The organism is Pseudomonas sp. RSB 5.4 (assembly GCF_037126175.1).
GTDB classification, from domain to species: domain Bacteria; phylum Pseudomonadota; class Gammaproteobacteria; order Pseudomonadales; family Pseudomonadaceae; genus Aquipseudomonas; species Aquipseudomonas fluorescens_H.
The window spans coordinates 254445-281133 of sequence record NZ_CP146986.1 but is presented as its reverse complement, the minus strand read 5'-3'; the positions used below and the strand labels follow the sequence as shown (position 1 = coordinate 281133).

The 26689-nt window shown below is 59.7% G+C and carries 21 protein-coding genes; 12 read left to right on the top strand and 9 right to left on the bottom strand.

Going from position 1 to position 26689, the window contains the following annotated elements; translation table 11 throughout:
* Window positions 1-38 precede the first annotated feature (38 nt).
* The 3 genes from V9L13_RS01255 to V9L13_RS01245 all read left to right on the top strand — a co-directional run bounded on the left by V9L13_RS01255 (window position 39) and on the right by V9L13_RS01245 (window position 3937).
* Window positions 39-1328, top strand: a complete 1290-nt coding sequence (locus V9L13_RS01255; RefSeq protein WP_338801231.1) for a M18 family aminopeptidase — start codon at window positions 39-41, stop codon at window positions 1326-1328.
* A gap of 198 nt (window positions 1329-1526) precedes the next feature.
* Entirely contained in the window at window positions 1527-1703 is a 177-nt protein-coding gene (locus V9L13_RS01250) for a hypothetical protein (protein WP_016773747.1), read from the top strand.
* 77 nt (window positions 1704-1780) lie between these two features.
* The gene (locus tag V9L13_RS01245) at window positions 1781-3937 is read left to right on the top strand and encodes a mechanosensitive ion channel family protein (protein WP_338801230.1); all 2157 of its coding nucleotides are present in this window, start codon (window positions 1781-1783) and stop codon (window positions 3935-3937) included.
* A gap of 47 nt (window positions 3938-3984) precedes the next feature.
* Here the strand turns inward: V9L13_RS01245 and V9L13_RS01240 are convergent, their stop codons facing one another.
* Complete coding sequence (locus V9L13_RS01240; RefSeq protein WP_338801229.1) at window positions 3985-4215, bottom strand: bacteriocin immunity protein; 231 nt, start codon at window positions 4213-4215, stop codon at window positions 3985-3987.
* Window positions 4216-4234: 19 nt separating this feature from the next.
* Entirely contained in the window at window positions 4235-6088 is a 1854-nt protein-coding gene (locus V9L13_RS01235) for an S-type pyocin domain-containing protein (protein WP_338801228.1), read from the bottom strand.
* Between the two features lie 325 nt (window positions 6089-6413).
* Between V9L13_RS01235 and V9L13_RS01230 the strand changes: the two genes are divergently transcribed.
* Window positions 6414-7748, top strand: coding sequence for an amidohydrolase (locus tag V9L13_RS01230; protein ID WP_338801227.1), 1335 nt, complete (start codon window positions 6414-6416; stop codon window positions 7746-7748).
* Window positions 7749-8368: 620 nt separating this feature from the next.
* Here the strand turns inward: V9L13_RS01230 and V9L13_RS01225 are convergent.
* On the bottom strand, window positions 8369-9082 hold the full coding sequence (locus tag V9L13_RS01225; RefSeq protein WP_338801226.1) for a UTRA domain-containing protein: 714 nt from the start codon (window positions 9080-9082) through the stop codon (window positions 8369-8371).
* 352 nt (window positions 9083-9434) lie between these two features.
* Here V9L13_RS01225 and V9L13_RS01220 point away from each other — a divergent pair, with 352 nt between their 5' ends.
* The 6 genes from V9L13_RS01220 to V9L13_RS01195 all read left to right on the top strand — a co-directional run bounded on the left by V9L13_RS01220 (window position 9435) and on the right by V9L13_RS01195 (window position 14794).
* Complete coding sequence (locus V9L13_RS01220) at window positions 9435-10502, top strand: ABC transporter substrate-binding protein (protein WP_003223128.1); 1068 nt, start codon at window positions 9435-9437, stop codon at window positions 10500-10502.
* 182 nt (window positions 10503-10684) lie between these two features.
* Window positions 10685-11491, top strand: coding sequence for an alkaline phosphatase family protein (locus V9L13_RS01215; protein WP_338801225.1), 807 nt, complete (start codon window positions 10685-10687; stop codon window positions 11489-11491).
* 5 nt (window positions 11492-11496) lie between these two features.
* Window positions 11497-12333, top strand: a complete 837-nt coding sequence (locus V9L13_RS01210) for an ABC transporter permease subunit (RefSeq protein ID WP_163005303.1) — start codon at window positions 11497-11499, stop codon at window positions 12331-12333.
* The gene (locus V9L13_RS01205) at window positions 12320-13120 is read left to right on the top strand and encodes an ABC transporter permease (protein WP_003223125.1); all 801 of its coding nucleotides are present in this window, start codon (window positions 12320-12322) and stop codon (window positions 13118-13120) included. Before V9L13_RS01210 ends, V9L13_RS01205 begins: the two co-directional genes overlap by 14 nt.
* The gene (locus V9L13_RS01200; protein WP_338801224.1) at window positions 13117-14106 is read left to right on the top strand and encodes an ABC transporter ATP-binding protein; all 990 of its coding nucleotides are present in this window, start codon (window positions 13117-13119) and stop codon (window positions 14104-14106) included. Before V9L13_RS01205 ends, V9L13_RS01200 begins: the two co-directional genes overlap by 4 nt.
* 34 nt (window positions 14107-14140) lie before the next feature.
* On the top strand, window positions 14141-14794 hold the full coding sequence (locus V9L13_RS01195; protein ID WP_338801223.1) for an HAD family hydrolase: 654 nt from the start codon (window positions 14141-14143) through the stop codon (window positions 14792-14794).
* Window positions 14795-14913: 119 nt separating this feature from the next.
* Here V9L13_RS01195 and V9L13_RS01190 read toward each other — a convergent pair whose 3' ends face one another.
* The gene (locus V9L13_RS01190) at window positions 14914-15876 is read right to left on the bottom strand and encodes a zinc-binding dehydrogenase (protein WP_201138339.1); all 963 of its coding nucleotides are present in this window, start codon (window positions 15874-15876) and stop codon (window positions 14914-14916) included.
* A gap of 138 nt (window positions 15877-16014) precedes the next feature.
* Between V9L13_RS01190 and V9L13_RS01185 the strand changes: the two genes are divergently transcribed.
* Together V9L13_RS01185 and V9L13_RS01180 are read left to right on the top strand one after the other, a co-directional pair.
* Complete coding sequence (locus V9L13_RS01185) at window positions 16015-18099, top strand: carboxy terminal-processing peptidase (RefSeq protein ID WP_226500389.1); 2085 nt, start codon at window positions 16015-16017, stop codon at window positions 18097-18099.
* 133 nt (window positions 18100-18232) lie between these two features.
* The gene (locus V9L13_RS01180; RefSeq protein WP_338801221.1) at window positions 18233-20023 is read left to right on the top strand and encodes a bifunctional diguanylate cyclase/phosphodiesterase; all 1791 of its coding nucleotides are present in this window, start codon (window positions 18233-18235) and stop codon (window positions 20021-20023) included.
* Between the two features lie 46 nt (window positions 20024-20069).
* Here V9L13_RS01180 and V9L13_RS01175 read toward each other — a convergent pair whose 3' ends face one another.
* The 5 genes from V9L13_RS01175 to V9L13_RS01155 form a co-directional block, all read right to left on the bottom strand.
* Window positions 20070-20486, bottom strand: coding sequence for a hypothetical protein (locus V9L13_RS01175; protein ID WP_003223115.1), 417 nt, complete (start codon window positions 20484-20486; stop codon window positions 20070-20072).
* 9 nt (window positions 20487-20495) lie between these two features.
* Complete coding sequence (locus V9L13_RS01170) at window positions 20496-25265, bottom strand: RHS repeat-associated core domain-containing protein (RefSeq protein WP_338801220.1); 4770 nt, start codon at window positions 25263-25265, stop codon at window positions 20496-20498.
* A 248-nt stretch (window positions 25266-25513) separates the two neighbouring features.
* Window positions 25514-25912 (bottom strand): sel1 repeat family protein, encoded by a 399-nt coding sequence (locus V9L13_RS01165; RefSeq protein WP_103483772.1) that lies wholly within the window; start codon window positions 25910-25912, stop codon window positions 25514-25516.
* Entirely contained in the window at window positions 25913-26284 is a 372-nt protein-coding gene (locus V9L13_RS01160; protein WP_003223109.1) for a hypothetical protein, read from the bottom strand.
* Entirely contained in the window at window positions 26281-26622 is a 342-nt protein-coding gene (locus V9L13_RS01155; RefSeq protein ID WP_338801216.1) for a helix-turn-helix transcriptional regulator, read from the bottom strand. Before V9L13_RS01155 ends, V9L13_RS01160 begins: the two co-directional genes overlap by 4 nt.
* Window positions 26623-26689: the final 67 nt, after the last annotated feature.

Sequence of the window (26689 nt, the reverse complement as noted above, 5' to 3'; positions counted from 1 at the left end):
TGCGTTAAACTCCCGCCCATTGCTGTCTGGAGCTTCTTATGCGCGAAGAGTTGAACCAAGGCCTGATCGACTTCCTCAAGGCCTCCCCTACCCCGTTCCACGCCACCGCCAGCCTCGTTCAGCGTCTGGAGGCCGCCGGTTACGTGCGCCTCGACGAGCGCGAGCAATGGACCACCGAGGCCAACGGCCGCTACTACGTCACCCGCAACGACTCCTCGATTGTCGCGATCAAAATGGGCCGCAACTCGCCGCTGCACGACGGCATCCGTCTGGTCGGCGCCCACACCGACAGCCCTTGCCTGCGGGTCAAGCCACAACCGGAACTGCAACGTCAGGGTTTCTGGCAACTGGGCGTTGAAGTCTACGGCGGCGCGCTACTGGCCCCGTGGTTCGACCGCGACCTGTCGCTGGCCGGCCGCGTCACCTTCCGTCGCGACGGCAAGGTCGAAAGCCAGCTGATCGACTTCAAGGCACCGATCGCGATCATTCCCAACCTGGCGATTCACCTCAACCGTGAAGCCAATCAGGGTTGGGCAATCAACGCGCAGACCGAGCTGCCACCGATTCTCGCGCAGTTCGCCGGTGATGAGCGCGTCGACTTCCGCGCCGTACTGACCGATCAACTGGCCCGCGAACATGGCCTGAACGCCGACGTGGTGCTGGATTACGAACTGAGCTTCTACGACACCCAAAGCGCTGCGATCATCGGCCTGCACGGCGACTTCATCGCCGGTGCGCGCCTCGACAACCTGCTGTCGTGCTACGCCGGCCTGCAAGCCCTGCTCACCGCCAACACCGAAGAAACCTGCGTGCTGGTGTGCAACGACCACGAAGAAGTCGGCTCCTGCTCGGCCTGCGGTGCCGACGGCCCGATGCTTGAACAGACCCTGCGCCGTCTGCTGCCCGAAGGTGACGAGTTCGTCCGCACCATCCAGAAATCGCTGCTGGTCTCGGCCGACAATGCCCACGGCGTGCACCCGAACTACGCCGAGAAGCACGACGCCAACCACGGCCCGAAACTCAACGCCGGCCCGGTGATCAAGGTCAACAGCAACCAGCGCTACGCCACCAACAGCGAAACCGCCGGGTTCTTCCGCCACCTGTGCATGGCCGAAGAAGTACCGGTGCAGAGCTTCGTGGTGCGCAGTGACATGGGCTGCGGCTCGACCATCGGCCCGATCACCGCCAGCCACCTGGGCGTGCGCACCGTGGATATCGGCCTGCCGACCTTCGCCATGCACTCGATCCGCGAACTGTGCGGCAGCCACGATCTGGCGCACCTGGTCAAGGTGCTGAGCGCGTTCTACGCCAGTCGCGAATTGCCGTAAAAGCTGAAAAGCTTCGCGAGCAAGCCCGCTCCCACATTGGAATGCATTTCAACCTGTGGGAGCGGGCTTGTTGCTCGCGAAAGCGCTCGTGCAGACAACAAAGATTCATCGTAGGACTGACTCAATTCTGATACACATCACTCCTCGCAGCAGAAAGCGACCTAGACTTACATCATTCATTTCGACAAGGCAGTCTCCATGATCTCGATGTCTTCGTTCCACGCCATGCTCATTCCGATCCTGTCCGGGATGATCCTGCTGGCGATCGGCTTCAACTTCCGCGACAAGAACGCCGGCGTCTTTGCCATGTGGATCGGCATGCTGATGATCCTGGCGACCGTGGTCTACAAGATCCTCGCCAAACTCAACGAATAAATCCGCGCCCGGCTCGCATTGATTCTGGCCGCCTCGTACACTCGCTCAATTCGCCCCTTTGCGAGGTTGACCGCCTAGTGTTCGCTCGTCTGTTTGCTCTGCCCTGCCTGTTCCTTGTCTGCCTGATGACGCTGCTGCCGCTGGCCCCTGCCCATGCGGCCGGTTTGCCGGGCCTGCTCAACACCACCAAGACGCAGCCCGAGGCGCAAGAGCCGCTAGGGCAGTCGCTGGATGAAGTCATCAAGTCGCTGGAAAACGACAAGCAACGCGCCCAGTTGCTGACCGATCTGAAAAAGCTGCGCGACGTCACCAAGAAAGCCCAGGCCTCACCGGAAGAAGGTGTGCTGGGCCTGATCGGCGGCACCCTGGCCAGTTTCGAACAGCAGTTCTCCGGTGCCGACAGCCCGCTCACCCGCTGGTCCAATGAATTCGATCTGGCCAAGGACGAACTCGACAACCTGATGTTGCCCGCCAGCGAGTGGCTGCCGATCATCTTCGGCTTCGCGGTGATCCTGATGGTCTGGAGCCTGCTCGCTGCTGCGCTGATCTGGCTCGGGCACCGGGTGCGCATGCGCTTTGGCCTGACCGAAGAACTGCCGCAACACCCCAAGGCCCTCGACATGCTGCGCTTCGCCCTACGCAAGCTCGGGCCGTGGCTGATCGCATTGGTCATCACCGTATACATGAGCTACGCGCTGCCCTCGTCATTGGGCAAGAGCCTGGCGATGGTGCTGGCTTATGCGCTGGTGGTCGGTACCTGTTTCTCGGCGATTTGCGTGATCGCCTTTTCGCTGCTCGACGGCCCGCACCGGCACCGGGCGCTGTACATCCTGCGGCATCAGGCTTTCCGCCCACTGTGGCTGATCGGCAGCTTCGCCGCGTTCGGTGAGGCGCTGAACGACCCGCGCCTGGTCGAGAGCCTCGGCGTGCACCTGGCACACACCACCGCGACCATCACCAACGTGCTCGCGGCGCTGTTCACCGGGCTGTTCATCCTGCGTTTCCGCCGGCCGATCGCGCACCTGATCCGCAACCAGCCCCTGTCCCGCCGCCTGACCCGCCGCGCCCTCAGCGACACCATCGATATCCTCGGCACCTTCTGGTACGTGCCGGCGCTGGTGCTGGTCGGGATCTCGCTGTTCGCCACTTTCGTCTCCGCCGGCGACACCAGCACCGCCCTGCGTCAGTCGCTGATCTGCACAGTGCTGCTGGTGATGTGCATGGTGATCAACGGCCTCGTGCGCCGTCATTCACTCAAACCGCAACGCGGGCCGAAGCGTCATGCGCTGTATTCGGAGCGCCTGAAAAGCTTCTTCTATACCCTCGCCCACCTGCTGGTGTGGCTGACCTTCATCGAACTCGGCCTGCGCGTGTGGGGCAAGTCGCTGATCGGCTTTGCCGAGGGCGAAGGGCATGACGTCAGCGTCAAACTGTTCAGCCTGATCGGCACACTGATTTTCTCCTGGCTGATCTGGATCCTCGCCGACACCGCCGTGCATCACGCCCTGACCCGCTCGCGCAAAGGCCTGGCCAATGCGCGCGCACAAACGATGATGCCGCTGATCCGCAACGTGCTGTTCGTGGCGATTTTCATCATTGCGCTGATCGTCGCCCTGGCGAACATGGGCATGAACGTCACGCCACTGCTGGCCGGTGCCGGTGTGATCGGTCTGGCCATCGGTTTCGGCGCGCAGTCGCTGGTGGCGGACCTGATCACCGGCCTGTTCATCATCATCGAAGACTCGCTGGCCATCGACGATTACGTCGACGTCGGCGGCCACCTCGGCACCGTCGAAGGCCTGACCATCCGCACCGTGCGCCTGCGCGATATCGACGGCATCGTCCACACCATTCCGTTCAGCGAAATCAAAAGCATCAAGAACTACTCCCGGGAATTCGGCTACGCGATCTTCCGCGTGGCGGTGCCGTACAACATGGAAATCGACGACGCGATCAAACTGATGCGCGAAGTCGGCCAGAAAATGCGCACTGACCCGCTGCAGCGGCGCAATATCTGGTCGCCGCTGGAGATCCAGGGCGTGGAAAGCTTCGAGTCCGGCAGCGCGATTCTGCGCGCGCGGTTCAAGACTGCGCCGATCAAACAATGGGAAGTTTCCCGAGCGTTCAACCTGTCGCTCAAGCGCCATCTGGATGAGGCAGGACTGGATCTGGCGACGCCGCGGATGAGTGTGCAGGTGATTACGCCGGGCGCGGAGCACAAGAAGGAAAACTGAACCTGAGCGTGCCCCTATTGGCTGGTAGTGCCAATAGGGGGGAGTTTCTATTGATCTTTGAAACCAGGTTTACCGTTAGCTGAGCGCCACTTCTTCACCTCGACTACAACTTTCTCAGGCCCATCCTTACCTTCTTCCGGGTAGTAGATCAAATCTGAGCCAGAAGGATGCTCAACCAGCCGCTTAAACTCAAGAATGGCAGAAATTTGCTGTTTTTCTGTACGAAACCCTGATTTATAGATTTTTCTGACAAACTCAAGAAAACTTTCTTCACTCATTTCCTGTATCGATTTCACATCAAAGCCCTTTATGAATTTCAATATGCGCCTTAGGGGTGACAATACTTATATTGTCAGAATTATATAAATCCCCACCCTCTGCCAACCCCAACTTATGATGCAGTTCGTACTTCACTCTTGCTCCCACAGAATCACTCTCCCTTACTACCGGAGCTTTCCCTTTTTTCATTTCGCTTAAACTCGCCGCATTAAACAACCCAGCTAACCTTTCCTCGTGGAAAACAGCCTTCCACAATCTCTCTCTAAAAGCCCTGAAGCTTTTGAACTGCCTCCCTCTCAGTTTCTCAGCGATCTCAGATGGAATCGCCGCCCCCTCACCTTGCGCAGCCGCCTCCAGCCATCGACCCACAACCGGCTCGCCATAGCCGCTGGCCACTCCCGCGTCATTCCGACGATCCCGGAACATGACGTACTGCGGTGGCAGCCCCGACTCCGGCGGGAAGACGAGAATGAAGTCGTCGAAGTGAATGTTGCCCGGGACGGGATAGCTATCGATCCGCCCTTCAATCGGGACGAGATTGCCGCCGAAGTATCGTGGTGGAGCTGACTCCTCGGCGGGCAACTGCGTTGAACTGTCGGTCGGCGCAACTATTGGCGTCCAGACCACGGTTGTTGGCGGAAGATCAGTAAGCGTGGTGTCGTAAGTGTTATCCGCGGGGTTATAGCCCGCTGCAATCACCCGCACACCGGAAGGGAGTCTTTTGCCGCCTACCGGAACAACCAGCAGTTCCGCCCGATTGCCTGTCAATGGCCGGGGACTTAAACGTACTGGTAAATCCAGCAATGCCCTTTCGCTTGCCAGCCTGTGCAGATCCGGCAGAGGCCCGGGTAGCAGGTCCGATAACGGATGGCTAAGCAAGAAGCGCTCGGGCAACTCACCATTGCCCAGTGTCGGTGAGTAGATGAACGCACCCACACCCACCATCAGGCCCGGCGCCGCTCCTGCAGCCAGTCCAGCCAACTCCCCAACCGCCGAACGAATGGCGGCAGCTAATCCCGCCATCAGGTTGTCAGCAATGGCCACCGCGCCACGGGATGTCGCAAAGACCAACTGGGCGTTGGCGACATTGCCCTGAAGGCGCAGGGGTATGCCATGACCCAGACTTGGTCGCTGGTCTTCAAGCGAGCGATTGGCCTGTTCGACTTCTTCCAGTCGGCGCTTTTCCTCTGCGAGCCTGTGTGCTTCAGCTTCCGCCCCAAGCGCTGCCCGTTCCTCGGCGAGCTTCTGCTCCCGGGCTTGCGCCGCCAAACGGGCTTGCTCTTCTGCCACTCGCTTGATTTCATCGGCGGCGGCAATACGCGCTAATTCTTCCGCCATCCGGCGCGCTTGATCCTGTGCTGCACGGACCTGTTCCTGAGCAATCTGCTGGGCGTGTTCCGCCGCCAACCGCGCCTGCTCCTGGGCAATTCGCGCAGTCTCTTGCGCTTGTACGACGGTAATGACCTCCCTGACCCTTGCGGATTGAGTGTTTAACAAGCCAATGCCTTCAACCAGCAACTTGGCGTTAAACAATGCACTGTAGGCTTGCCGCACAGTGGCGCCGGAGCCTCGCCGGTTTACCTGTGGCAGGCGGCCGCTGTTATAAAACCTTTCAACTTGTGCATGACCGAATCGCTGAATGGCGACATCCTGTGTCGACAACAGAGCCGTGTATTTGCGGACAATCAGTGAATCTCTAAAGCGCATCTCTCGCGCTAAGGCCTCTAGCGGAGGGAGTGGAACTGAATCACCTCCATTTCTGACATTCGCAAGTTCAACTTCAAGTACTTCAGCAAGGCTTTCGGAAAAAGACTTGTAAGCACTTTCCATATCCAGAATTTCATCAAGCGGGGCGAAATCAACATTTCGCATTACGCAGCATTTATATATCCTCCCTGGATTATTCGCGCCGTCGTTTCCTGGCAAACGAAATCGACAACTTGTCGACCACATCGCCTGGACTGCGGAGAAATTTATTGAAATAAATGCTGCGGTGTGCGGTATATAGTTATTGTTTTTTATTTTTCTGTCACGCCAGACCAAGCCGATAAGGCAGTAGGAAAATTCCCGCCCCAATTAATGAACATGCACACTTTCGAAAACTTCGCGCGCGATACTCCGTTGCCCCTAAACTTACCCACCGGTTTTTTTGTCACAGGCAGGGAAGCCAGAAAAACAATAACCATGGAGAAATCCGATGCAGCTGACACGCATTGCCCAAGCCCTTCTGCTCAGCCTGGTTGCCGGCCACGCCGGTGCTGCCACGCTAGACAGCACCCGCGAACAGATCGCCGCACAAGCAAAGGCACTTGAACCGGAACTGCTGGAAACCCGCCGCGACATCCACGCGCACCCGGAACTGGGCAACACCGAGAAACGCACTGCGGAACTGGTCGCCAGACAACTGAAGGCCATGGGCCTGGAAGTCAAAACCAACGTCGCCCGCACCGGCGTGGTCGCGATCCTCAAGGGCGCCCTGCCCGGCCCGACCGTCGCCCTGCGCGCTGACATGGACGCGCTGCCGGTCAAGGAAGTGGCCGACCTGCCCTTCGCCTCGAAAGCCAAAGGCACTTATCTGGACAAAGAAGTCGACGTGATGCACGCCTGCGGCCACGACGCCCACACCGCGATCCTGCTGAGCACGGCGAAAATTCTCACAGGCATGCGCGACACCCTGCCCGGCACCGTGGTGTTCTACTTCCAGCCCGCCGAAGAAGGCCCGAGCGACTTCATCCCCGACGGCAAAAACACCTGGGGCGCGAAAATGATGGTCGAGGAAGGCGTGATGAAATCGCCCAAACCCGACGCCGTGTTCGGCCTGCACGTCTGGGCCGGCGTCCCCGCCGGCCAGATCGCCTACCGCCCCGGCCCGACCCTGGCCAGCTCCGACGACCTGCGCATCAAAATCCTCGGCAAACAAACCCACGCCGGCCGCCCGTGGGACGGCATCGACCCGATCACCGTCGGCGCACAAACCATCGTCGGCCTGCAAACCGTGGTCAGCCGGCGCACCGACATCTCGTCCTATCCATCGGTGGTCAGCATCGGCACCATCAATGGCGGCACCCGCTACAACATCATTCCTGAGTCTGTCGACATGAGCGGCACCATCCGCTCCTACGACTACGGCATCCGCCAGAAACTGCACAGCGACGTTCGCCAGACCATCGAAAAAATCGCCGAAAGCGGCGGCGCGAAAGCCGACGTCACCATCATCGAAAAATACGACCCCACGATTAACAACCCGGCACTGACGGAGAAAATGCTGCCGACGTTGAAGTGGGCGGCCAAGAATGACGTGGTCAATGCACCGCTGGTGGGCGGCGCGGAAGACTTCTCGTTCTTTGCCAAGGAAGTGCCGGGGCTGTTTGTGTTTCTCGGGGTGACGCCACGGGATCAGGACATGAACAAAGCTGCGCCGAATCACAATCCGGGATTCTTTGTGGATGAGTCGGCGCTGGTGGTTGGGGTGAGGACGATGGCGTCACTGGCGACGGATTATTTGTATGGGAATGCTGAGGCTGCCAGATAGAGATGGGGTGATTGTGCGGGCGACTTCGCGAGCAAGCCCGCTCCCACAGGTGGATTGGGTTCATTCAGCGAGGGATTGGTCGGCTGTCAGGACGCCATCGCGAGCGGGCTCACTCCTACAGTTGGATGGGGGGCGGTCAGTTGGGGATTGGTCGGCTGTCAGGCCGCCATCGCGAGCAGGCTCGCTCCCACAGTGAGATTGGGCGCGGTCAGTCGGGGATTGGTCGGCTGTCAGGACGCCTTTGCGAGCAGGCTCGCTCCTACAGAAAAGCAAAAGCCGACCACATGCTTTTCACCACTCAACAGGATGAGCGCAAGCTCGGCTGCAGCTCTTGATCTTGCCGTGCCGGCCCCATCGGCAGGCTGAGTGGAGGGGTTTATCCGGGGGTGGGAGCGCAGCGACGTTTGGCGCAGCCAAACACATCGAGAGGAGGTGCAGCGAAGCAAACCGGAGGCGATGCCCCCGGATGAATCCCGCAACGAAGGTACCCGAGCCACAGCGAGGGCCGTACGCCGGGGCCAAGCCTTTTGGTTACTTTTCGGCGTCTGGAAAAGTGACTCGCCGTAAGGGCGAAACCCTAAGCAGCCGTTACCGCAGCAACGGATATTCACCCAAAACGATCAAATCACATCAACCCCAACGTGAATCGCATCATGCCGCCAAAACTCCAGATCACAATCAATCAACCGCTCATGCTGATCATAATTGACCCGAGCAATCCGTAACCCCGGACTCCCCACAGAAACACGCAAAGCCGCCGCCGCATCCACCGACAACGACGTCGGCACAATCTCGAACCGCACCCGCCCATAGTGCAAATCGTAATGCCGCGCATACAACTCGGTCATCGACTGATTCAAATCAAACCCCAGAATCCCCGGAAAATACTGCGGGTTAAGATAATGCTCCACATACAACACCAGCCGCCCATCAATCCGGCGCGACCGACAAATCTGAATCACGCTCGACAAAGCAGGTAACTGCAACAACGCACACACCGCCACCGACGCCGGCTGCAAGCGCGCCGAAATCACCTCGGTCGACGGCACCCGCCCCTGCGCACTGACCATCGCGTGAAAATGACTGCGCTGCATCAGGTTGTACGCCAGACGTGGTGGCGAAACGAACCAGCCACGGCGCTCCTCGCGATAAATCTGCCCCTGCGCCTCCAGCTGCAACAACGCCTCACGCACCGTAATGCGCGTGGTGCCGAACAACTCACTGAGCTTGCGCTCGGCCGGCAACTTGCTCCCGGGCGCGAGCAGGCCGTGATCAAGTTGCTCCTGCAACACCTGACCAATCGCTGTCACCGCTTTTGTTGCCTCATCGCGCATCAACGTTACCTATCTGGACTAGACCAGCACTGTTTCGGGGCAAAAACCGTACGGCCTGCAAGCCGTTTCCATGTGTTGCAAGCCTAGGCAGTGCAGATGACCGAGAGATGACAAACCTGCCCGACGGTCGCCCTCATGACTTGCAATACATCGGCCAAGTCCCTTGTCCGCCGGGGCTTTGACCTTGGTCTACGCTTAGCGGGCAAGCGCCGAAACCGGGCAAATAAAAGGCCTGCCGGGCGACCGCCGACATCAAAGTGTCATCCAGCCCCCTTAAATTGGCTCAGGTATTGCTGACCTAGACCAACACAAACCGCAATCGCAGCGTTGAACACGACCAAGGAGCTTCGGAATGAAACAGCTTTTCCTGGCAACACTGTTAGGCTCGACCATTGCAATGTGCACCTCCGCCATGGCGGCAGGTACCGACCTGAAAACCCTCGAAGCCGCTGCGAAAGCGGAAGGTGCCGTCAACAGCGTCGGCATGCCCGATGACTGGGCCAACTGGAAAGGCACCTGGGAAGATCTGGCCAAGACCTATGGCCTGAAACACATCGACACCGACATGAGCTCGGCCCAGGAAATCGCCAAGTTCGCCGCCGAGAAAGACAATGCCACCGCCGACATCGGCGACGTCGGTGCCGCCTTCGGCCCGATCGCGGTCAAGCAAGGCGTGGTGCAACCGTACAAGCCAAGCACTTGGGATCAAGTCCCGGACTGGGCCAAGGACAAGGACGGCAACTGGGCACTGGCCTACACCGGCACCATCGCCTTCATCGTCAACAAAAAGCTGCTGCACGGCTCCGAAGTGCCAACCAAATGGGCTGACCTCAAGGGCGGCAAATACAAGGTTTCCATTGGTGACGTAAGCACCGCTGCGCAAGCCGCCAACGGCGTACTGGCCGCTGCCCTGGCCAATGGTGGCGACGAGAAGAACATCCAGCCGGCCCTGCTGCTGTTTGCAGACATCGCCAAGCAAGGTCGCCTGTCGATGGCCAACCCAACCATCGCCACCATGGAAAAAGGCGAGATCGAAGTCGGCGTGGTCTGGGACTTCAACGGCCTGAGCTACAAGGCCAAGATGGCCAACCCGGATGACTACGTGGTGCTGATCCCGTCCGACGGTTCGGTGATTTCCGGCTACACCACCATCATCAACAAATACGCGAAAAACCCGAACGCCGCCAAGCTGACCCGCGAATACATCTTCAGCGACGCCGGCCAGACCAACCTGGCGCGCGGCAACGCCCGTCCGATCCGTGCCGATCACCTGCAACTGCCGGAAGACGTGAAAGCCAAGCTGCTGCCGAACGAGCAGTACAAGAAGGTCACGCCGATCAAGGACGCCGACGCCTGGGAAAAGACCTCCAAGGCCTTGCCGCAGAAGTGGAACGAAGAAGTCATCGTAGAGATGAAGTAATCCTGTAAATCCCCACTGCTGGATCCATTGGAGATCCAAATGTGGGAGCGTGCTTGCTCGCGAAGGCGGTGAGTCATTCAACGATGATGTTGACTGACACGACGCTTTCGCGAGCAAGCCCGCTCCCACAGGGGGATCGAATTGATTTCGAGCTATTTGAATTTCGCGGAGTTTTTGCCCCTATGAAGCACAACGTCATCCTTGTCGTGCTCGACGGTCTCAACTACGAGGTCGCGCGTCACGCCATGGGGCATCTGCAGGCTTACGTTGGCGCAGGACGCGCTGCGCTCTATCAGTTGGAGTGCGAGTTGCCGGCCCTGTCCCGACCGCTTTACGAATGCATCCTCACCGGTGTGCCGCCGATCGACAGCGGCATCGTCCACAACAACGTTGCTCGGCTGTCCAATCAGCGCAGCATCTATCACTACGCCCGCGACGCAGGTCTGAAAACCGCTGCGGCGGCCTATCACTGGGTCAGCGAGCTGTACAACCGCTCGCCGTTCGTGGCGGCCCGCGACCGTCATACCGACAATCTGTCGCTGCCGATCCAGCACGGGCACTTCTACTGGAGTGACCACTACCCGGATTCGCACCTGTTCGCCGACGCGGAAAACCTGCGCCTGCGTCATGCGCCGAATTTCCTGCTGATCCACCCGATGAACATCGACGACGCCGGCCACAAGCACGGCCTCGATTCCGCGCAATACCGCAACAGCGCGCGCGCGGCGGACATCATCCTCGCCGACTACCTGCAAGTCTGGCTCGACGCTGGCTATCAGGTGCTGGTGACCGCGGATCACGGCATGAACAACGATCGCTCGCACAACGGCTTGCTACCGGAAGAGCGCCAGGTACCGCTGTTCGTCCTCGGTGACGCCTTCAGCCTCAATGCTGATGCCGCGCCGAAGCAGACCGACATCTGCGGCACGGTCTGCGAATTGCTCGGCGTGCCCCATGACAAACCTGTGTGCCGGGAGCTGCTCAAGTGAATGTCATGACTCGCGGAAAATGGCTCGCGGCCCTGTGTCTGGTGCCGTTCGCGCTGTTCTTTATCGTGTTCGAAATCGCCCCGCTGGTCTGGGTGATGATCAACAGCCTGCAATCGGAAGAGTTCGGCTGGGGCTTCGCCAACTTCAGCAAGATCTTCAGCTCGAAGTTCTATTTGCAGGCGATCCAGTACAGCCTCGAGATCAGTTTCTGGTCGAGCGTGTTCGGCATCATCATCGCCGTGCTCGGTGCGTATTCATTGCGCCGGGTCGACTCAAAACTGCGCAACTTCGTGAATGCCTTCGCCAACATGACCAGCAACTTCGCCGGTGTGCCGCTGGCTTTCGCGTTCATCATCCTGCTCGGTTTCAACGGCAGCATCACCATCATGCTCAAGCAGGCCGGGATCATTCAGGACTTCAACCTGTACTCGAAAACCGGTCTGATCATCCTCTACACCTACTTCCAGATTCCCCTCGGCGTGCTGCTGCTCTACCCGGCCTTCGACGCCTTGCGTGAAGACTGGCGCGAATCCGCCGCGTTGCTTGGGGCCAACGGCTGGCAATTCTGGCGGCACATCGGTCTGCCGGTGCTGACCCCGGCGCTGCTCGGTACTTTCGTGATCCTGCTGGCCAACGCCCTCGGCGCCTACGCCACGGTGTACGCCTTGACCACCGGCAACTTCAACGTACTGCCGATCCGCATCGCGGCGATGGTTTCCGGGGACATTTCCCTCGACCCGAATCTCGCCAGTGCCCTGGCCGTGGTGCTGGTGGCGTTGATGACTATCGTCACCGTCGTGCATCAACTGCTGCTGAAGAGGAGCTACCATGTCTCGCGCTGAATCCGGCCCGGCCGGCGTCTACCACCGCGTCGTGGTGTATCTGCTGTTCGCGATCCTGCTGCTGCCGTTGGTGGGTACGCTGATCTACTCGATCGCCAGCAGTTGGTCGGCGACCATCCTGCCCAGCGGCTTCACCTTCAAGTGGTACATCCAGTTGTGGAGCGATCCGCGCTTCCTGCATGCCTTCGGCCAGTCGCTGCTGGTGTGCGTCGGTGCGCTGGTGCTGTCGGTGGTGCTCATCCTGCCCCTGCTGTTCGTGGTGCATTACCACTTCCCGAAACTCGATGCGCTGATGAACATCCTGATCCTGTTGCCCTTCGCGGTGCCACCAGTGGTGTCGTCGGTCGGGCTGTTGCAACTCTATGGTTCCGGGCCGCTGGCGATGGTCGGTACGCCGTGGATCCTGATCGGTTGCTACTTCACCGTGGCGCTGCCGTTCATGTACCGGGCGATCACCAACAATCTGCAGGCGATCAACCTGCGCGACCTGATGGACGCCGCGCAACTGCTCGGCGCCAGCACCTTTCAGGCGGCGTTCCTGGTGGTGCTGCCGAACCTGCGCAAGGGCCTGATGGTCGCGTTGCTGCTGTCGTTCTCGTTCCTGTTCGGTGAGTTCGTGTTCGCCAACATCCTCGTCGGCACACGCTACGAAACCCTGCAGGTGTATCTGAACAACATGCGCAACAGCAGCGGCCACTTCACCAGTGCACTGGTGATCTCGTACTTCTTTTTCGTGCTGGTCCTGACCTGGATCGCCAACATCTTGAACAAGGACAAAAGCGAATGAGCTATGTCAGCGTCCAACACCTGCAGAAAAACTACGCCGGCACGACCGTGTTCAGCGACATCAACTGCGAAATCAACAAGGGCGAATTCGTCACCCTGCTCGGCCCATCGGGTTGCGGCAAGTCCACGCTGCTGCGCTGCATTGCCGGCCTGACGCCGGTGGATGGCGGCAAGATCCTGCTCGATGGCGTCGATATTGTGCCGCTGAGTCCGCAAAAACGCGGGATCGGCATGGTGTTCCAGAGCTACGCGCTGTTCCCCAACATGACCGTCGAACAGAACGTCGCCTTCGGCCTGCGCATGCAAAAGGTCAATGCCGACGACAGCCACAAACGTGTCGCCGAGGTGTTGAAACTGGTCGAGCTCAACGACTTCGCCAATCGTTATCCGCATCAGCTTTCCGGCGGTCAGTGCCAGCGCGTTGCCCTCGCCCGCTCGCTGGTCACTCGCCCACGCCTGTTGCTGCTGGATGAACCGTTGTCGGCGCTGGATGCACGAATTCGCAAACACCTGCGCGAGCAGATCCGGCAGATCCAGCGCGAACTCGGCCTGACGACGATTTTCGTCACCCACGACCAGGAAGAAGCGCTGACCATGTCCGACCGGATTTTCCTGATGAACCAAGGGAAGATCGTGCAGAGCGGCGATGCCGAAACCCTCTACACCGCGCCGGTGGATCTGTTCGCTGCGGGCTTCATCGGCAACTACAACCTGCTCGACGCCGACAGTGCCTCGAAGCTGTTGCAACGGCCGATCAACCACCGTATCGCAATTCGCCCGGAAGCCATCGAGCTGAGCCTCAATGGCGAGCTCGATGCGCAGATCCGCAGCCACAGCCTGCTCGGCAACGTGATCCGCTACCGCGTCGAAGCGCGCGGCGTGGAACTGGTGGTGGACGTGCTCAACCGCTCGGCGGCGGATCTGCATCCCGACGGTCAGCGTCTGGCGCTTTCCATCGATCCGACGGCCCTGTGTGAGGTAGCCTGATGACTTTGCTGACGTTGAAGAGAGAACTGCACTGATGGCCCTGGCAATTTTTGATCTGGACGAAACCCTCATCCACGGCGACTGCGCCACCCTCTGGAGCGAACAGATGGGGCGCCTGGGCTGGGTCGATCGCGAGTCGTTCATGCGCAAGAACAACGAGCTGATGGACGCCTACAGCCATGGCAAATTGCGTATGGAAGAGTTCATGGCGTTCAGCCTCGAACCGCTGATCGGCCGCACCCCGGAAGAAGTCGACCACCTGGTCGGCCCGTGGGTCGAAGATTTCATCGAACCGATCATCTTCAGCGACGCGACCAAAACCATCGCCGCCCACCGCAAGGCCGGCGACCGGATTCTGGTGATCTCGGCCTCGGGTACACACCTGGTCAAACCGATCGCCGAGCGCCTGGGTATCGACGAGATTCTGGGCATCGAACTTGAAGTCGCGCACGGCGTTTACAGCGGCCAGACCGTCGGCACGCTGACCTACCGCGAAGGCAAGATCACCCGCCTGCTGGAATGGCTGGATGCCGAGGAAGAGAATCTGGAAGGCGCGAGTTTCTACTCCGACTCACGCAACGATTTGCCGTTGCTGCTGAAAGTGGATTTCCCGCATGTGGTGAATCCCGATCCGGTGCTGCTGGAGCATGCCGAGCAGGCGGGCTGGCCGATCCATCTCTGGAAGTAAACATAGATCCAACTGTGGGAGCGGGCTTGCTCGCGAAGGCGGAGTGTCAGTCGATAAATTCGTGTCTGATTCACCGCTTTCGCGAGCAAGCCCGCTCCCACACAGGTTTTTCAGAGTCCTCAGCTCAGGCTGTCGTCAATCACCAGCACCACTTTCCCCGAAACCGTATTGCTCGCCAGCTCGGCAAACGCCGCTTCGGCATCCTTCACCGGGAAAGTCTTCGCCAGTTGCGGACGCAACCGCCCTTCGGCAAACAACGGCCACACATGCTGGCTCAGGTCACTCAACAGGTCGGCCTTGAACTGATCATCGCGACTGCGCAGCGTCGAACCGAGCAACTGCACACGCTTGGCCAGCACCTGTGCCAGATCCAGCTTGGCCTCTCGTCCGCCCATCAAACCGATCAGCACCCAGCGCCCGTCCAGCGCCGTCAACTTGAGATTCAGCGCCGCATAATTGCCGCCGACCGGATCAAGAATCACGTCAAACGGCCCGAGGTCGCGCAGGCTCTCCAGATCATCGGTGCGCACCACCCCACCCTGGGCCCCCAGCGCCTCGCAGTAGGCCAATCGCTCGGCAGACCCGACGCTGACCCAGCATGGATTGCCGAATGCCTTGCACAGCTGAATGGCGGCTGAACCAATTCCACTTGCGCCGGCATGCAGGAGAACTTTTTCACCGGGTTTCAGCGCTGCGAGCTGAAATACGTTCAGCCAGACCGTTGCATAAACCTCGGGTAATGCCGCGGCCTCGATCAATGAAACGCCCTCGGGCACCGGCAGCACATGCCGTCCGTCGACGACTACCTCTTCAGCCATCCCGCCACCGGCCAGCAAGGCGCAGACCCGGTCGCCGACTTGCCAGGACGAGCCGGCGCCGACCTCGCTGATCACCCCGGAGCACTCCAGACCGAGCACCTGACTGGCGCCAGGCGGCGGTGGATAAAGCCCGGCTTTCTGTAATAAATCGGCGCGATTGAGGCCGGCAGCCGCCACGCGGATGCGCACTTGTCCTACATCACATGCCGGACTCGGCTCTTCAACCCATGCCACTTGCCCTTCAACGCCTTGCAATGCCTTCACAGTGCCTCCATAGTGAGTCTGGACTGAGCCCGAAGCTGTAGCGCCGGGCTTTTTGCATTATGCGACCGGCTCTCGTAGAACCGGCGACTTCAAAGACGGCCTAATATGCGTTATCAATTGTCCCCGCGTCGAATCAGCATGAAGCATTTGCTCCCCAGCACCGCCCTCGCTCTTTTCATCGGTATCGGTTTGTTGCCGATGTCGGGCAACACATTCGCAGCCAACAGCTGGGACAACTTGCAGCCTGATCGCGACGAAGTCATCGCCAGTCTCAATGTCGTCGAGTTGCTCAAGCGTCACCACTACAGCAAGCCGCCGCTCGACGATGCGCGCTCGGTGATCATCTACGACAGCTACATCAAGCTGCTGGACCCGTCGCGCAGCTACTTCCTGGCCAGCGACATCGCCGAATTCGACAAGTGGAAGACCCAGTTCGACGACTTCCTCAAAAGCGGCGACCTCAACGCCGGGTTTACCATCTACAAACGCTATCTGGACCGCGTCAAGGCGCGTCTGGACTTCGCCATTGCGGAGCTGAACAAGGGCGTCGACAAGATGGATTTCACCACCAAGGAGACCTTGCTGATCGATCGCAAGGACGCCCCTTGGCTCAAATCCACGGCTGAACTGGACGACCTGTGGCGCAAACGCGTCAAGGACGAAGTGCTGCGGCAGAAGATCGCCGGCAAGGATTCCAAGCAGATTCAGGACACCCTGACCAAGCGCTACAAGAACCAATTGGCGCGCCTCGATCAGACACGCGCGGAAGACATCTTCCAGGCGTACATCAACACCTTCGCCATGTCCTACGATCCGCACACCAACTATCTGTCGCCGGATAGCGCGGAGAACTTCGACATCAACATGAGCCTGTCCCTCGAGGGCATCGGCGCCGTGTTGCAGAGCGACAACGATCAGGTGAAAGTCGTGCGTCTGGTGCCGGCAGGCCCGGCCGACAAGACCAAGCAGGTTGCACCGGCGGACAAGATCATCGGCGTTGCCCAGGGCAACAAAGAGATGGTCGACGTGGTGGGCTGGCGCCTGGACGAAGTGGTCAAGCTGATCCGCGGCCCGAAAGGCACCGTGGTGCGTCTGGAAGTGATTCCGGCCAGCAATGCGCCGAACGACCAGACCAGCAAGATCGTGCCGATCACTCGCGAATCGGTGAAGCTTGAAGATCAGGCGGTGAAGAAATCGATCCTCAGCCTGAAACAGGATGGCAAGGACTACAAGCTCGGCATCATCGAGATCCCGGCCTTCTACCTCGACTTCAAGGCGTTCCGTGCCGGTGATCCGGACTACAAGAGCACCACCCGTGACGTCAAGAAGCTGCTGACCGAACTGCAGAAAGAGAAAGTCGACGGCGTGGTCATCGACCTGCGCAACAACGGCGGCGGTTCCTTGCAGGAAGCTACCGAGCTGACCAGCCTGTTCATCGACAAGGGCCCGACCGTACTCGTGCGTAATGCCGATGGCCGCGTCGATGTGCTTGAAGATGAAAACCCGGGCGCGTTCTACAAAGGCCCGATGGCGCTGTTGGTCAATCGCCTGTCCGCCTCGGCTTCGGAGATCTTTGCCGGCGCCATGCAGGACTACCATCGAGCACTGATCATCGGTGGCCAGACCTTCGGCAAAGGCACCGTGCAGACCATTCAGCCGCTGAACCACGGCGAACTGAAACTGACCCTGGCCAAGTTCTACCGGGTTTCCGGGCAGAGCACCCAGCATCAGGGCGTGCTGCCAGACATCGATTATCCGTCGATCATCGACACCAAGGAAATCGGCGAAAGCGCCCTGCCGGAAGCCATGCCGTGGGACACCATCAAGGCAGCGATCAAGCCTGCGGTCGATCCGTTCAAGCCGTACCTGGCGCAGCTCAAGTCCGAGCATGACGCACGTAGCGCCAAAGATGCCGAGTTCGTGTTCATTCGCGACAAGCTGGCCCTGGCGCAGAAGCTGATGGAAGAAAAAACCGTCAGCCTCAACGAAGCCGAGCGCCGTGCCCAGCACGCGGACATTGATGCCAAGCAACTGGCGATGGAAAACATCCGTCGCAAAGCCAAAGGCGAAGAACCGCTGAAAGAGCTGAAGAAAGAAGACGACGACGCCCTCGCGGCAGCCGAGCCGGACAAGGTCAAACCAGAGGACGACGCCTACCTGGCCGAAACCGGGCGCGTGCTGCTGGATTACCTGAAACTGAGTAATCAGGTGGCCAAGAAGTAAGATGATGGCAATTTAGTGTTGGCGCTCCTCGGAGCGTCATCAAACAGTCATCATTCTGTCGTGAAATAAAGGACTGGGAGCGTCTCTTCAAGCAAGAGCGCTCCCGGTCCTTTTTTTATCGCCAGAGATAGCCATGACCACGACCGAACAGCTGAGTGCCTTGAGCTCGATCCTGACTCAAAGCGGTTTGCACAGTCTGTTCCAGCCGATCATTTGTCTTTCCGAACGTCGTATTCTCGGTTACGAAGCCCTCACCCGTGGCCCGTCCAATAGCCCTTTGCACTCGCCTATCGCGCTGTTCGCCGTGGCCCGTCAGGCCGGTCGTTTGAGCGAACTGGAAATTGCCTGCCGCCAGTCTGCCTGCCGTCGTTTCAACGAGCAGCAATTGCCGGGCAAGTTGTTCCTCAACGTTTCACCGGAATCCCTGCTTGAAGCCGCGCACCAACCGGGGCGGACCCTGCAACTGCTGCAGGACTTCGGTATTCCACCAAGCCAGGTGGTGATCGAACTCACCGAACAGACGCCAATCGACGATTTCCAGTTGCTGCAAACCGCGCTGCATCACTATCGGGCGATGGGCTTTTCGATTGCACTGGATGACTTGGGTGCCGGCTATTCGAGCTTGCGTCTATGGTCGGAGCTGCGTCCGGACTATGTGAAAATCGACCGTCACTTCATCGACGGCATCCATCAGGACGCGTTGAAACGCGAGTTCGTCGGCTCGATCCTGCAAATCGCCAAGGCGTCACGGGCACAGGTGATTGCCGAGGGGATCGAGTTGCCAGAGGAACTGGCGGTGCTGACCGAGATGGGCGTCGATCTGGTGCAGGGTTACCTGCTCGCTCGCCCTCAGGAGCATCCACCCCGCGATGCCCGGGCCCTGATGCCAAAACACGACAGCAGCGCCGTAGCGCTGAACGACGAGGGCAGCGACCTCAGCGCCCTGCTCAATGACCAACCGGCGGTGCATCGCGACACACCGACTGCCACCGTATTGGAAGCCTTCCGCCGCCAGGCCAATCTGAACTCACTGGCGGTGCTCGATGAACAGGGCCAGCCGTGCGGCATCGTCCATCGCCATTCGCTGTCCGACGCCTTGCTCAAGCCGTTTGCCACCGACCTGTTCGCCCGCAAGCCGATCAGCCGCCTGATGAACGACGACTTCCTCGCCGTGGAGATGAGCCAGTCGCTGCAACAGGTCAGCCGCCTGATCACCAGCCGCGCCCGGCAACGCATCGAAGAAGATTTCATCATCACCCTCAACGGCGGTTATCTCGGCCTCGGTCGGGTGATCGACGTCCTCAAACTGATCACCGAACTGAAAATCCAACAGGCGCGATACGCCAATCCGCTGACCCTGCTGCCCGGCAACGTGCCTATCCAGCAATGCCTGACCCGCCTGCTGCAACAGGGCCGCGAATCGATCATCTGCTACGTCGACATCGACAGCTTCAAACCCTTCAACGACATCTACGGCTACGGCCGTGGCGACGAAGTCCTGCTGTGCCTGGCACAATGCCTCAACGAACGCGTCGACCCGTCCCGCGACTTCGTCGGCCACATCGGCGGCGACGACTTCCTGCTGGTGCTCGGCCCGGAAGACTGGCGCAAACGCCTCAACCAGTTGCTCGACGACTTCCAAAGCCAATGCCGGCGCTTCTATCGCCCGGAACACCTAGAAGCCGGCTGCTTCATCGCGCCGAACCGGCAGGGGATTCGGCAGGAGTTTCCGTTGCTCTCGTTATCGATCGGCGTAGTCCACTTGCACCCCACGGCTTGCGCAGAACTGGATGCGAGTCAACTGGCGGAAATGGCTTCACAGGCGAAACATCATGCGAAGAATGTTCCGGGGTATAGCGTGCATGTGATTGATAGTCTTGCTGCTGCCGACCTTCAACTGCCGCAACTGATTGGCCAACGCTGATTCCCCAGCAGACACAATTCCCTGTGGGAGCGGGCTTACCCTCGATCTACCAAGACGACTGATTCTCCGCACGTGCTTTTTTTAGTTCTTCATGCCACTGCTCAACTGCCAATCTATATATATCTTCAAAAAAGCCACGCGGATCGTCTACCATCGTTTCATCCCACGCAACACATGTATTCGAGTCATAGTCATCTTCAAATAATTTTGAAAAATCAAAACATGGCGAACTCAAAGCTTCTTCAAGAACTTTAACCATCAAAAATTTATGTCTATATGTATATCCAAAAAAACTATCTAAAATAAACCTCCTTATAACGACCTCTCTATCGAGTGCGTCATTGGGGTCGTAAATAGATAGGGCCACCCCCAATGTTTCCTCCCGATCATAGGTTCCTATCCCACCAAGCCAATAAGAAAGCTGGGGAGTAAACGGAAGATTCACTCCCGGCGACATCAACATAAAACACTCCTAATCCGGGAAAGCTGTGTAAGGGCTATTAATATTTTGTCTGCGAAACCGCACTTCAGAATAATTCAACTCATCTACATATCGTGGATTTTGTTGATCTCTTCTATTGGGCTTATATCCTCTGCCACCATTCGGCATCTCTTTCCTCACCACCGGGTCCCCTTGTGATGTAAATCCTGTAGGAGCAGGGGGAGTTCGGTTCATTCTGGAAACAGCGTCGTTGATAGCATGGAGCTGTAGCCGCCAACTCTTGAACTGAGAGCTCGAATTTACCCTCTCCCGTGCTCCACTTATTGTGGGATGACTGCCATCAATGGATCTTTGCTTGAGCGCGTGATCCGGAATTTCCGGATTATGTTTAGCGACAGTATGCATTTGGTATAAAGACTCGTATTCATTCACTCGCCTCTTCGCATTCGCCTCTGCCAACTCATCAATCTTCGCCCGCTGTTCCTGCGCTGTCATTCGCGGCAGCTGTGGCTCGCCTTCATCAACAGCCGAACCGCCCACCCCATCCGGCACCGCACAACCCGGCCTATTCGGCGGCGGACAGTTCGAGCTCAACCCCAACGGATCCACCCACCCCGTCGGATTCGGCACGTACCGGTACTGATTAAACCCACCAGCCAGCTTGATGGGATCCGGCGTCAGATACCGCCCCAACCGCGGGTCGTAATACCGATGCCGGTTGTAATGCAGCCCACTTTCCGCGTCGAAATACTGCCCCTGAAACCGCAGCGGCTGGTCGAGATAGTCCTCGCCGGCGAGGGTGATGGCGGCGACTTTGCCGTAGGCGTCGTACTGCGCGGACCAGACGATTTCGCCGCTGTAGTCGGTGAGTTCCTGCGGGGTGCCGAGGTGGTCGAGTTGGTAGTAGAACGGGCAGGCGCGTTTCGGGCCTTTGCCGTCGAGCAGCGCCAGCGGCCGGAAGGTGCCGGGTTCGTAGACGTAGCTGCGGTGGTGGGTTTTGCTGCTCTCGGCGACGAGGTGGTCGCCTTGCCAGAAGAACTCAGTGCTCTGCCCATCGACGGTCTTGCGGATGCGTCGGCCGAAGGCGTCGTATTGATAGGTCGCGGTTTGGCCGTCGGGGCGGGTCAGGCTGATCAGGCGGTGCTGGCAGTCGTAGCGGTACTCGGTAACGAGTTGCTGGTCGCGGCCACGACGCTCGCGGATCAGGTTGCCAAAGGCGTCGTAGTCGTAGTGTCGGTCGCCTTGCATCAGCAGGCGGTTGCCCTTGATCCGGGTGGGACCGGGGCGGTCCTGCATCAGCAGGTTGCCAGCGGGGTCGTGGGCGAAGGACTCGGGCAGTTCGTCACGCGAGTGACGCACGCGGATCAAACGGTCGAGGGCATCGTAGGCGTAGGTGCGCTGGCCGTGACGGCTGTCGGCAATGTGCTCCAGATTGCCGTTGGCACTGTAGGCATAGTCGCGGCGATACAGCGAGTCGTGCTGATGGCCTACAGCGTGGGCCAGCAAACGACCCTGATCGTCGTAGGCATAGTCGCTGAGCAGCAGGCCTTGCTGGCGTTGTTGTTCGCGACCGCACTGGTAGACATGGCTGGTCAGCCGTGCGCCATTGAGGTCGATGGCGGTCAGCGCACCGCCCTTGGCGTAGTGATAATCGAGCTTGCTGTTGTCCGGCAGACGCTGGCGCTTGAGCTGGCCGCAGGCGTCATAGGCATACCGCAAAGTGCCCCAGCCCTGATGCTCGGTGATCAGCCGGTCTTGCAGATCGTATGCGAAGGCCAGTGGATGTTTCTGGCCGTCATCGACACCGGTCAACCGCCCCAGGCGATCGTAGCGGTAAGCCACCTGAACCCCGTCGGGCAGGGTTTTCAGCAGCAGACGCCCGGCCGCATCACGCTGGTAAGCGGTGACCAGCATTGAGCCGTCATCGCCGAACTCGGTCTTTTCCAGCAGGTGCCCGTTGCGATCGTAGGCGTAAGCGGTGCGCCGGCCGTCGAAGCCGGTTTCCTGTCGGATCAATCCGCTCGGCGTGTAGTCCAGTCGGTACTTTTCCCCGGACTCGTTCTCGATTTCCGTTAGCAGCAGTTGCGCATGGTCGTAGCAGTATTGCACCCGCGTGCCGTCGGGATTGATCTTGCGCGAGACCAGGTGCAGGTCGTCGTCATACTCGTAGCGGGTGATGCGCCCGAGTTCGTCGCGCTCGGCGGTGATTTGGCCGTAAGCGCCGTAGCTGTAGGCGCGGGTGGCACCTGTAGGAGAGGTCGTCTGAACCCGTCGACCAACGGTGTCCCACTGCTGACGGGTGATCGCACCGTGTTCGTCGCAAGAGGTCGTCCGCCGTCCCAGCGCATCGTAGGAAAAACGCCGCACACCGCCAGCGGGCAGGGTTTCTTCGATCAGTTGGCCGAGGTCGTTCCAGACAAAAATGTGCCGACTGGTGTCCGGATAGCGGATCGACAGCAACTGCCCGCGAACGTTGTAGTAGTAATGGGTGACCTGGCCGTCGGGATCGACTGCTTCGGTGACATCCCCTTCAGCGTTGCGCCGGAATGTCCACACCGCCTCACCGCGAGAACGACTGTGCAGGAAACCGTTGCGGTACTCGTAGGACGTTGGCTCGTCTTCCGGCGGAAGCAGCGCGATCAGCCGTCCGACGTCGTCGTAGCGGTATTCGGTGACCGCACCGAGCGGATCCTGCTCGGCGATCAAGCGGCCCGCAGCGTCATAAGCCTTGAGGTGCTCACCGCCATCGGCCTCGACCTTGCGCACCAGCCGTGCGCTGTCATCGTGGACGTAAACCTCTTCGGTGCCATCGACGTAATGCACCGCGACACGGCCGTCGTCGTCCCAGACATACCGCGTGTCCATCTGCGAGAACGACGCCCAGTGCCGCACGCAGCGCGCCGCTTTGCCGGCACGCTCCCACTCCCAGAAGAAACTCGCGCCGCCGGTCAGTTGCCGCTGCAGGATGACGTGCTGATCGTCGTAGTCGTAGCGCTCGCTGTCACCGACGGCGTTGGTCGCGGCCAACAAACGCTGGCGGGCGTCGTAGCAATAACTGACCAACGTTTGCTCGTTGCGCCAGCCATCGCCCCCAAGCACCTGGTAATCCACCGCCACCAGATGCGCCCGGTCGTAGCGCAACAGCAGCGAGCGACCTGCGCCGTTATCCAGGCGCTGCACACGGTCGGAATAATCGCGCTGTACGGTCAGACGATTGCCATACGCATCACTGACCGCCGTCAGCCGCCCAGCCCGAAAGTGATAAAACCGCGCCGTATCCCCCGCCAGCGCGAGGATCAGTTCCTCCGGCTCATTCCCGAGAAAAATCGCCGCCCGCGACAAGCTGTTGTGAATCTGCGGCCGTTCAACGCTGGGCAACGGAAACCGCGTGCGGCGGTTCTCGTGATCGACCCAGACCACCACATCGCCATCAAACTCCAGCCGATGCGCCAGCGAATGACTCCAGCCAAACCCCAGCCCGACATCGATCTCCACCGCGCTGGTGCGGTACAACCGGGTGAACTCGAACGGCAGCAAGCCATCGAGCGTGCCGTCGCTCAGGGTCAGGAGTTCTTCGCCGGTGACCATCGACACCGGACAGCCGTTGGTGCAGGTCAGCGGCGCGCAATCGGCGCTGTCGCCGTTGGGGTTTTTTGCTTGATCGGGAGCGTTATCGTGGTGCTCGTTTTTCTTCAGGGCGGCATTGCGCTTCGCATCCCAGCGCAATTGCATGCGCCCCTTTTTCACGCCGGCGGCAATACCCCGCGCGGCAACGGTTTTGTACTGGTCGACGTAATGGATGAACGTGTTGACGATGCCGAAAATCGCCTTGACCAGGCGCTTTACAACCGAGAGCAACTGGGCCGCGCGATCCGCCAGGCGCAGGGTCAGATAAGCGATCCCTGCGCCAGCCCCGACGAATGTCAACACAACGCCGATCAACACATCGATCAGCACCTGCACGATCATCATCGACGCCGTTTCTGCGGTTTTGCCGGCGATCTGACTGGGCGGCAGCATCTCGAACCAGAGGCTCGCCGCACGCAACAGCAAACACAGCGCCGCTTCATCACTGACCAGCAACTGCAGTTTCTGCATGACATCCGGAGCTGATTCTGCGAGCCGGATCAGATCAGCCGCGCCGCTTCCCAGCCGCTCGGCAAATGCGCCTGGATCCTTGAGAATGTCCGACAGCATCCCGATGCTGTCCCACACCCCCTCGATCGCCGCCCAACTCCCGGCGAGCATGCCGTTGCCTGCCGCTGTCGCCACCGACTGCGACCACTGCGGCTTGAACCCCTGCCACTCGCTGCGCAGCCAGCCATCCAACTCACTGGTCAAGCCGTCGTAGGACTTGAACAGCGCCTTGATCTGCTCCGGGGTAACGTCGCTGTGCACCTGCACGCGATAGAACTTGCCTGGCGTACCGGTGAAGGTGCCCCGGCCTTGCGCATCCAGTGCCACGGGCGAGGTTTTTCCATCATCCACCGCCACCACATCCACCACGATGTCGCCCAGCGGAATGTCGTACACCGACTCGAACTTGCTCTCGATCGCCAGCACTCCGCTCTTCGGGCACTGCACGACGCTGGTGGAAAACTCACTGTCGCCAGTGCTGACGGCAGTGACGCGATCGCCGAAGCGAATGATCCGCTCCATGCCCATCAGCGACGGCAGGTCGGCCGCGTGGCTGACCTGGTCGGCCGCGCGACTCAACCAATGCTCAAGTTGTTGGCGATAGAGGTCGAGGGTGTCGGGGATGCTGTCGAGTTCCTGCTCGATGCGGCTGACGGCGTCCATCAGCGCACACGACGAGGCAGGGTGGAATGAAAAACCGGATCAAACATGAGCGTTCCCTCGCGCAGAAATTAGGCGCGGGGACTTTGCGGGGGATCAGCCAGGAAAGAAGTCAGGCGAGTAGGCGTTTGCTGTAGGACTAATCTGTAAAAAACCAGTTACTACAAAACGTATAGCTATAAACGTAAAACGTGGCGTGAGGTTTCCCTCACGCCACGTTTATCAGGCCGACACAAATGGATTTACTGGGTTTAATCGCGAGCGCTCAACTCTTTGAGTTTGAGTTCGGCCAACGGGTGGCCGGCCTTGGCGGCCAAGGTCCACCAGCGCGCAGCCTCTGCTGGATCCGGCCCCTTGCTCGGGGTGCCTGCAAGGCAGATCACGCCAACCTGATAGGCCGCTTTGCCATCGCCGGCGAGTGCCGCCAGACGCAATAGCCGCACACCCTCTTCACGGGCACCCAGGCCAACACCGCGAAACGTCAGAATGTGCCCATAAAAGCTTTGCGCGCCAACATCGCCAAGATTGGCCATGCGCGCAAACTGCCCTTCGAGCCAGCGCCAGCCTCTGGGCTGGCGGACGAACCACGACCAGTGAAACAGCCTACGGGCCAACCAATAACTGGCCGACGCCTTGAGTCGTAAGAACACTCAGGCCTCCGCCGATTCCGGGTACTCGTATTCGAAAACCCTGACCACTTCCGACGCATGCCAGGAAGCAGCCGCGACGCCATCGGATGGCCCGGAAAAGCGTCCCAGGCGCTCGACACATTCAAAAAAACCGGTACGTGGCAAACGGCTGGCACCCTGGCTGATCACCAGCGAGCTGCGCAATGGCTGCTCGGCCTTGGCGTCCAGTGCGGCCAGATGCTCAAGTGCCGCGGTCAGCGTCTGCATCGCCGGCGTCGGCAGTTGCAAACGTTCGAGCAAGGCTCGATAGGTCAACAGATGGCGCTGCCTGCGCGCCTGATCCAGCTCCCCGAGCAATCCGTCCCAATGTTGACGACTGATGCGTACGCTCACGATTCATCCCTCCAACCCGGCACCGTCAATTCCCAGGCCAGGCTGCGACGAATCGCGGCGTCAGGTTGACGCTCGCCGCTTTCGATCATGGCCAGATAAGACGGGCTGATGCCTACCGTGCGGGCCAGCGCCTCGATGGCGATGCCCTTCCCTTCGCGCAAACTGCGTAGTTGATCCAGACCTGGAAGAATCGGGTCCGGCGTTGCGGCGGCCGGCGCTGGCGCCTGCTGCTGCGTTGTTTCGTTGATGCCTGCTGCTTTCAGTAGAGCCTGATACTGAACCCATGGCAGAACCGCATATTCGGGTTCGCCATCGCGTGCAATTATCTGAATATCCATGACTACCCCGTAGGACAACAACACTTAGCGAGTCGGCACTTTTCCCTAGAAGTGTAATCCTAACAGC

Excerpts from the sequence above, each read along its gene's own strand:
- V9L13_RS01240 (WP_338801229.1), bottom strand. The coding sequence starts at position 4,215 with ATGAGTGAAGAAAGTTTTCTTGAGTTTGTCAGAAAAATCTATAAATCA.
- V9L13_RS01225 (WP_338801226.1), bottom strand. The coding sequence starts at position 9,082 with ATGCGCGATGAGGCAACAAAAGCGGTGACAGCGATTGGTCAGGTGTTG.
- V9L13_RS01215 (WP_338801225.1), top strand. The coding sequence starts at position 10,685 with ATGAAGCACAACGTCATCCTTGTCGTGCTCGACGGTCTCAACTACGAG.
- V9L13_RS01235 (WP_338801228.1), bottom strand. The coding sequence starts at position 6,088 with ATGCGAAATGTTGATTTCGCCCCGCTTGATGAAATTCTGGATATGGAA.
- V9L13_RS01155 (WP_338801216.1), bottom strand. The coding sequence starts at position 26,622 with ATGGATATTCAGATAATTGCACGCGATGGCGAACCCGAATATGCGGTT.
- V9L13_RS01230 (WP_338801227.1), top strand. The coding sequence starts at position 6,414 with ATGCAGCTGACACGCATTGCCCAAGCCCTTCTGCTCAGCCTGGTTGCC.
- V9L13_RS01175 (WP_003223115.1), bottom strand. The coding sequence starts at position 20,486 with ATGTTGATGTCGCCGGGAGTGAATCTTCCGTTTACTCCCCAGCTTTCT.
- V9L13_RS01255 (WP_338801231.1), top strand. The coding sequence starts at position 39 with ATGCGCGAAGAGTTGAACCAAGGCCTGATCGACTTCCTCAAGGCCTCC.
- V9L13_RS01205 (WP_003223125.1), top strand. The coding sequence starts at position 12,320 with ATGTCTCGCGCTGAATCCGGCCCGGCCGGCGTCTACCACCGCGTCGTG.
- V9L13_RS01185 (WP_226500389.1), top strand. The coding sequence starts at position 16,015 with ATGAAGCATTTGCTCCCCAGCACCGCCCTCGCTCTTTTCATCGGTATC.
- V9L13_RS01200 (WP_338801224.1), top strand. The coding sequence starts at position 13,117 with ATGAGCTATGTCAGCGTCCAACACCTGCAGAAAAACTACGCCGGCACG.
- V9L13_RS01180 (WP_338801221.1), top strand. The coding sequence starts at position 18,233 with ATGACCACGACCGAACAGCTGAGTGCCTTGAGCTCGATCCTGACTCAA.
- V9L13_RS01170 (WP_338801220.1), bottom strand. The coding sequence starts at position 25,265 with ATGGACGCCGTCAGCCGCATCGAGCAGGAACTCGACAGCATCCCCGAC.
- V9L13_RS01220 (WP_003223128.1), top strand. The coding sequence starts at position 9,435 with ATGAAACAGCTTTTCCTGGCAACACTGTTAGGCTCGACCATTGCAATG.
- V9L13_RS01250 (WP_016773747.1), top strand. The coding sequence starts at position 1,527 with ATGATCTCGATGTCTTCGTTCCACGCCATGCTCATTCCGATCCTGTCC.
- V9L13_RS01210 (WP_163005303.1), top strand. The coding sequence starts at position 11,497 with ATGACTCGCGGAAAATGGCTCGCGGCCCTGTGTCTGGTGCCGTTCGCG.
- V9L13_RS01195 (WP_338801223.1), top strand. The coding sequence starts at position 14,141 with ATGGCCCTGGCAATTTTTGATCTGGACGAAACCCTCATCCACGGCGAC.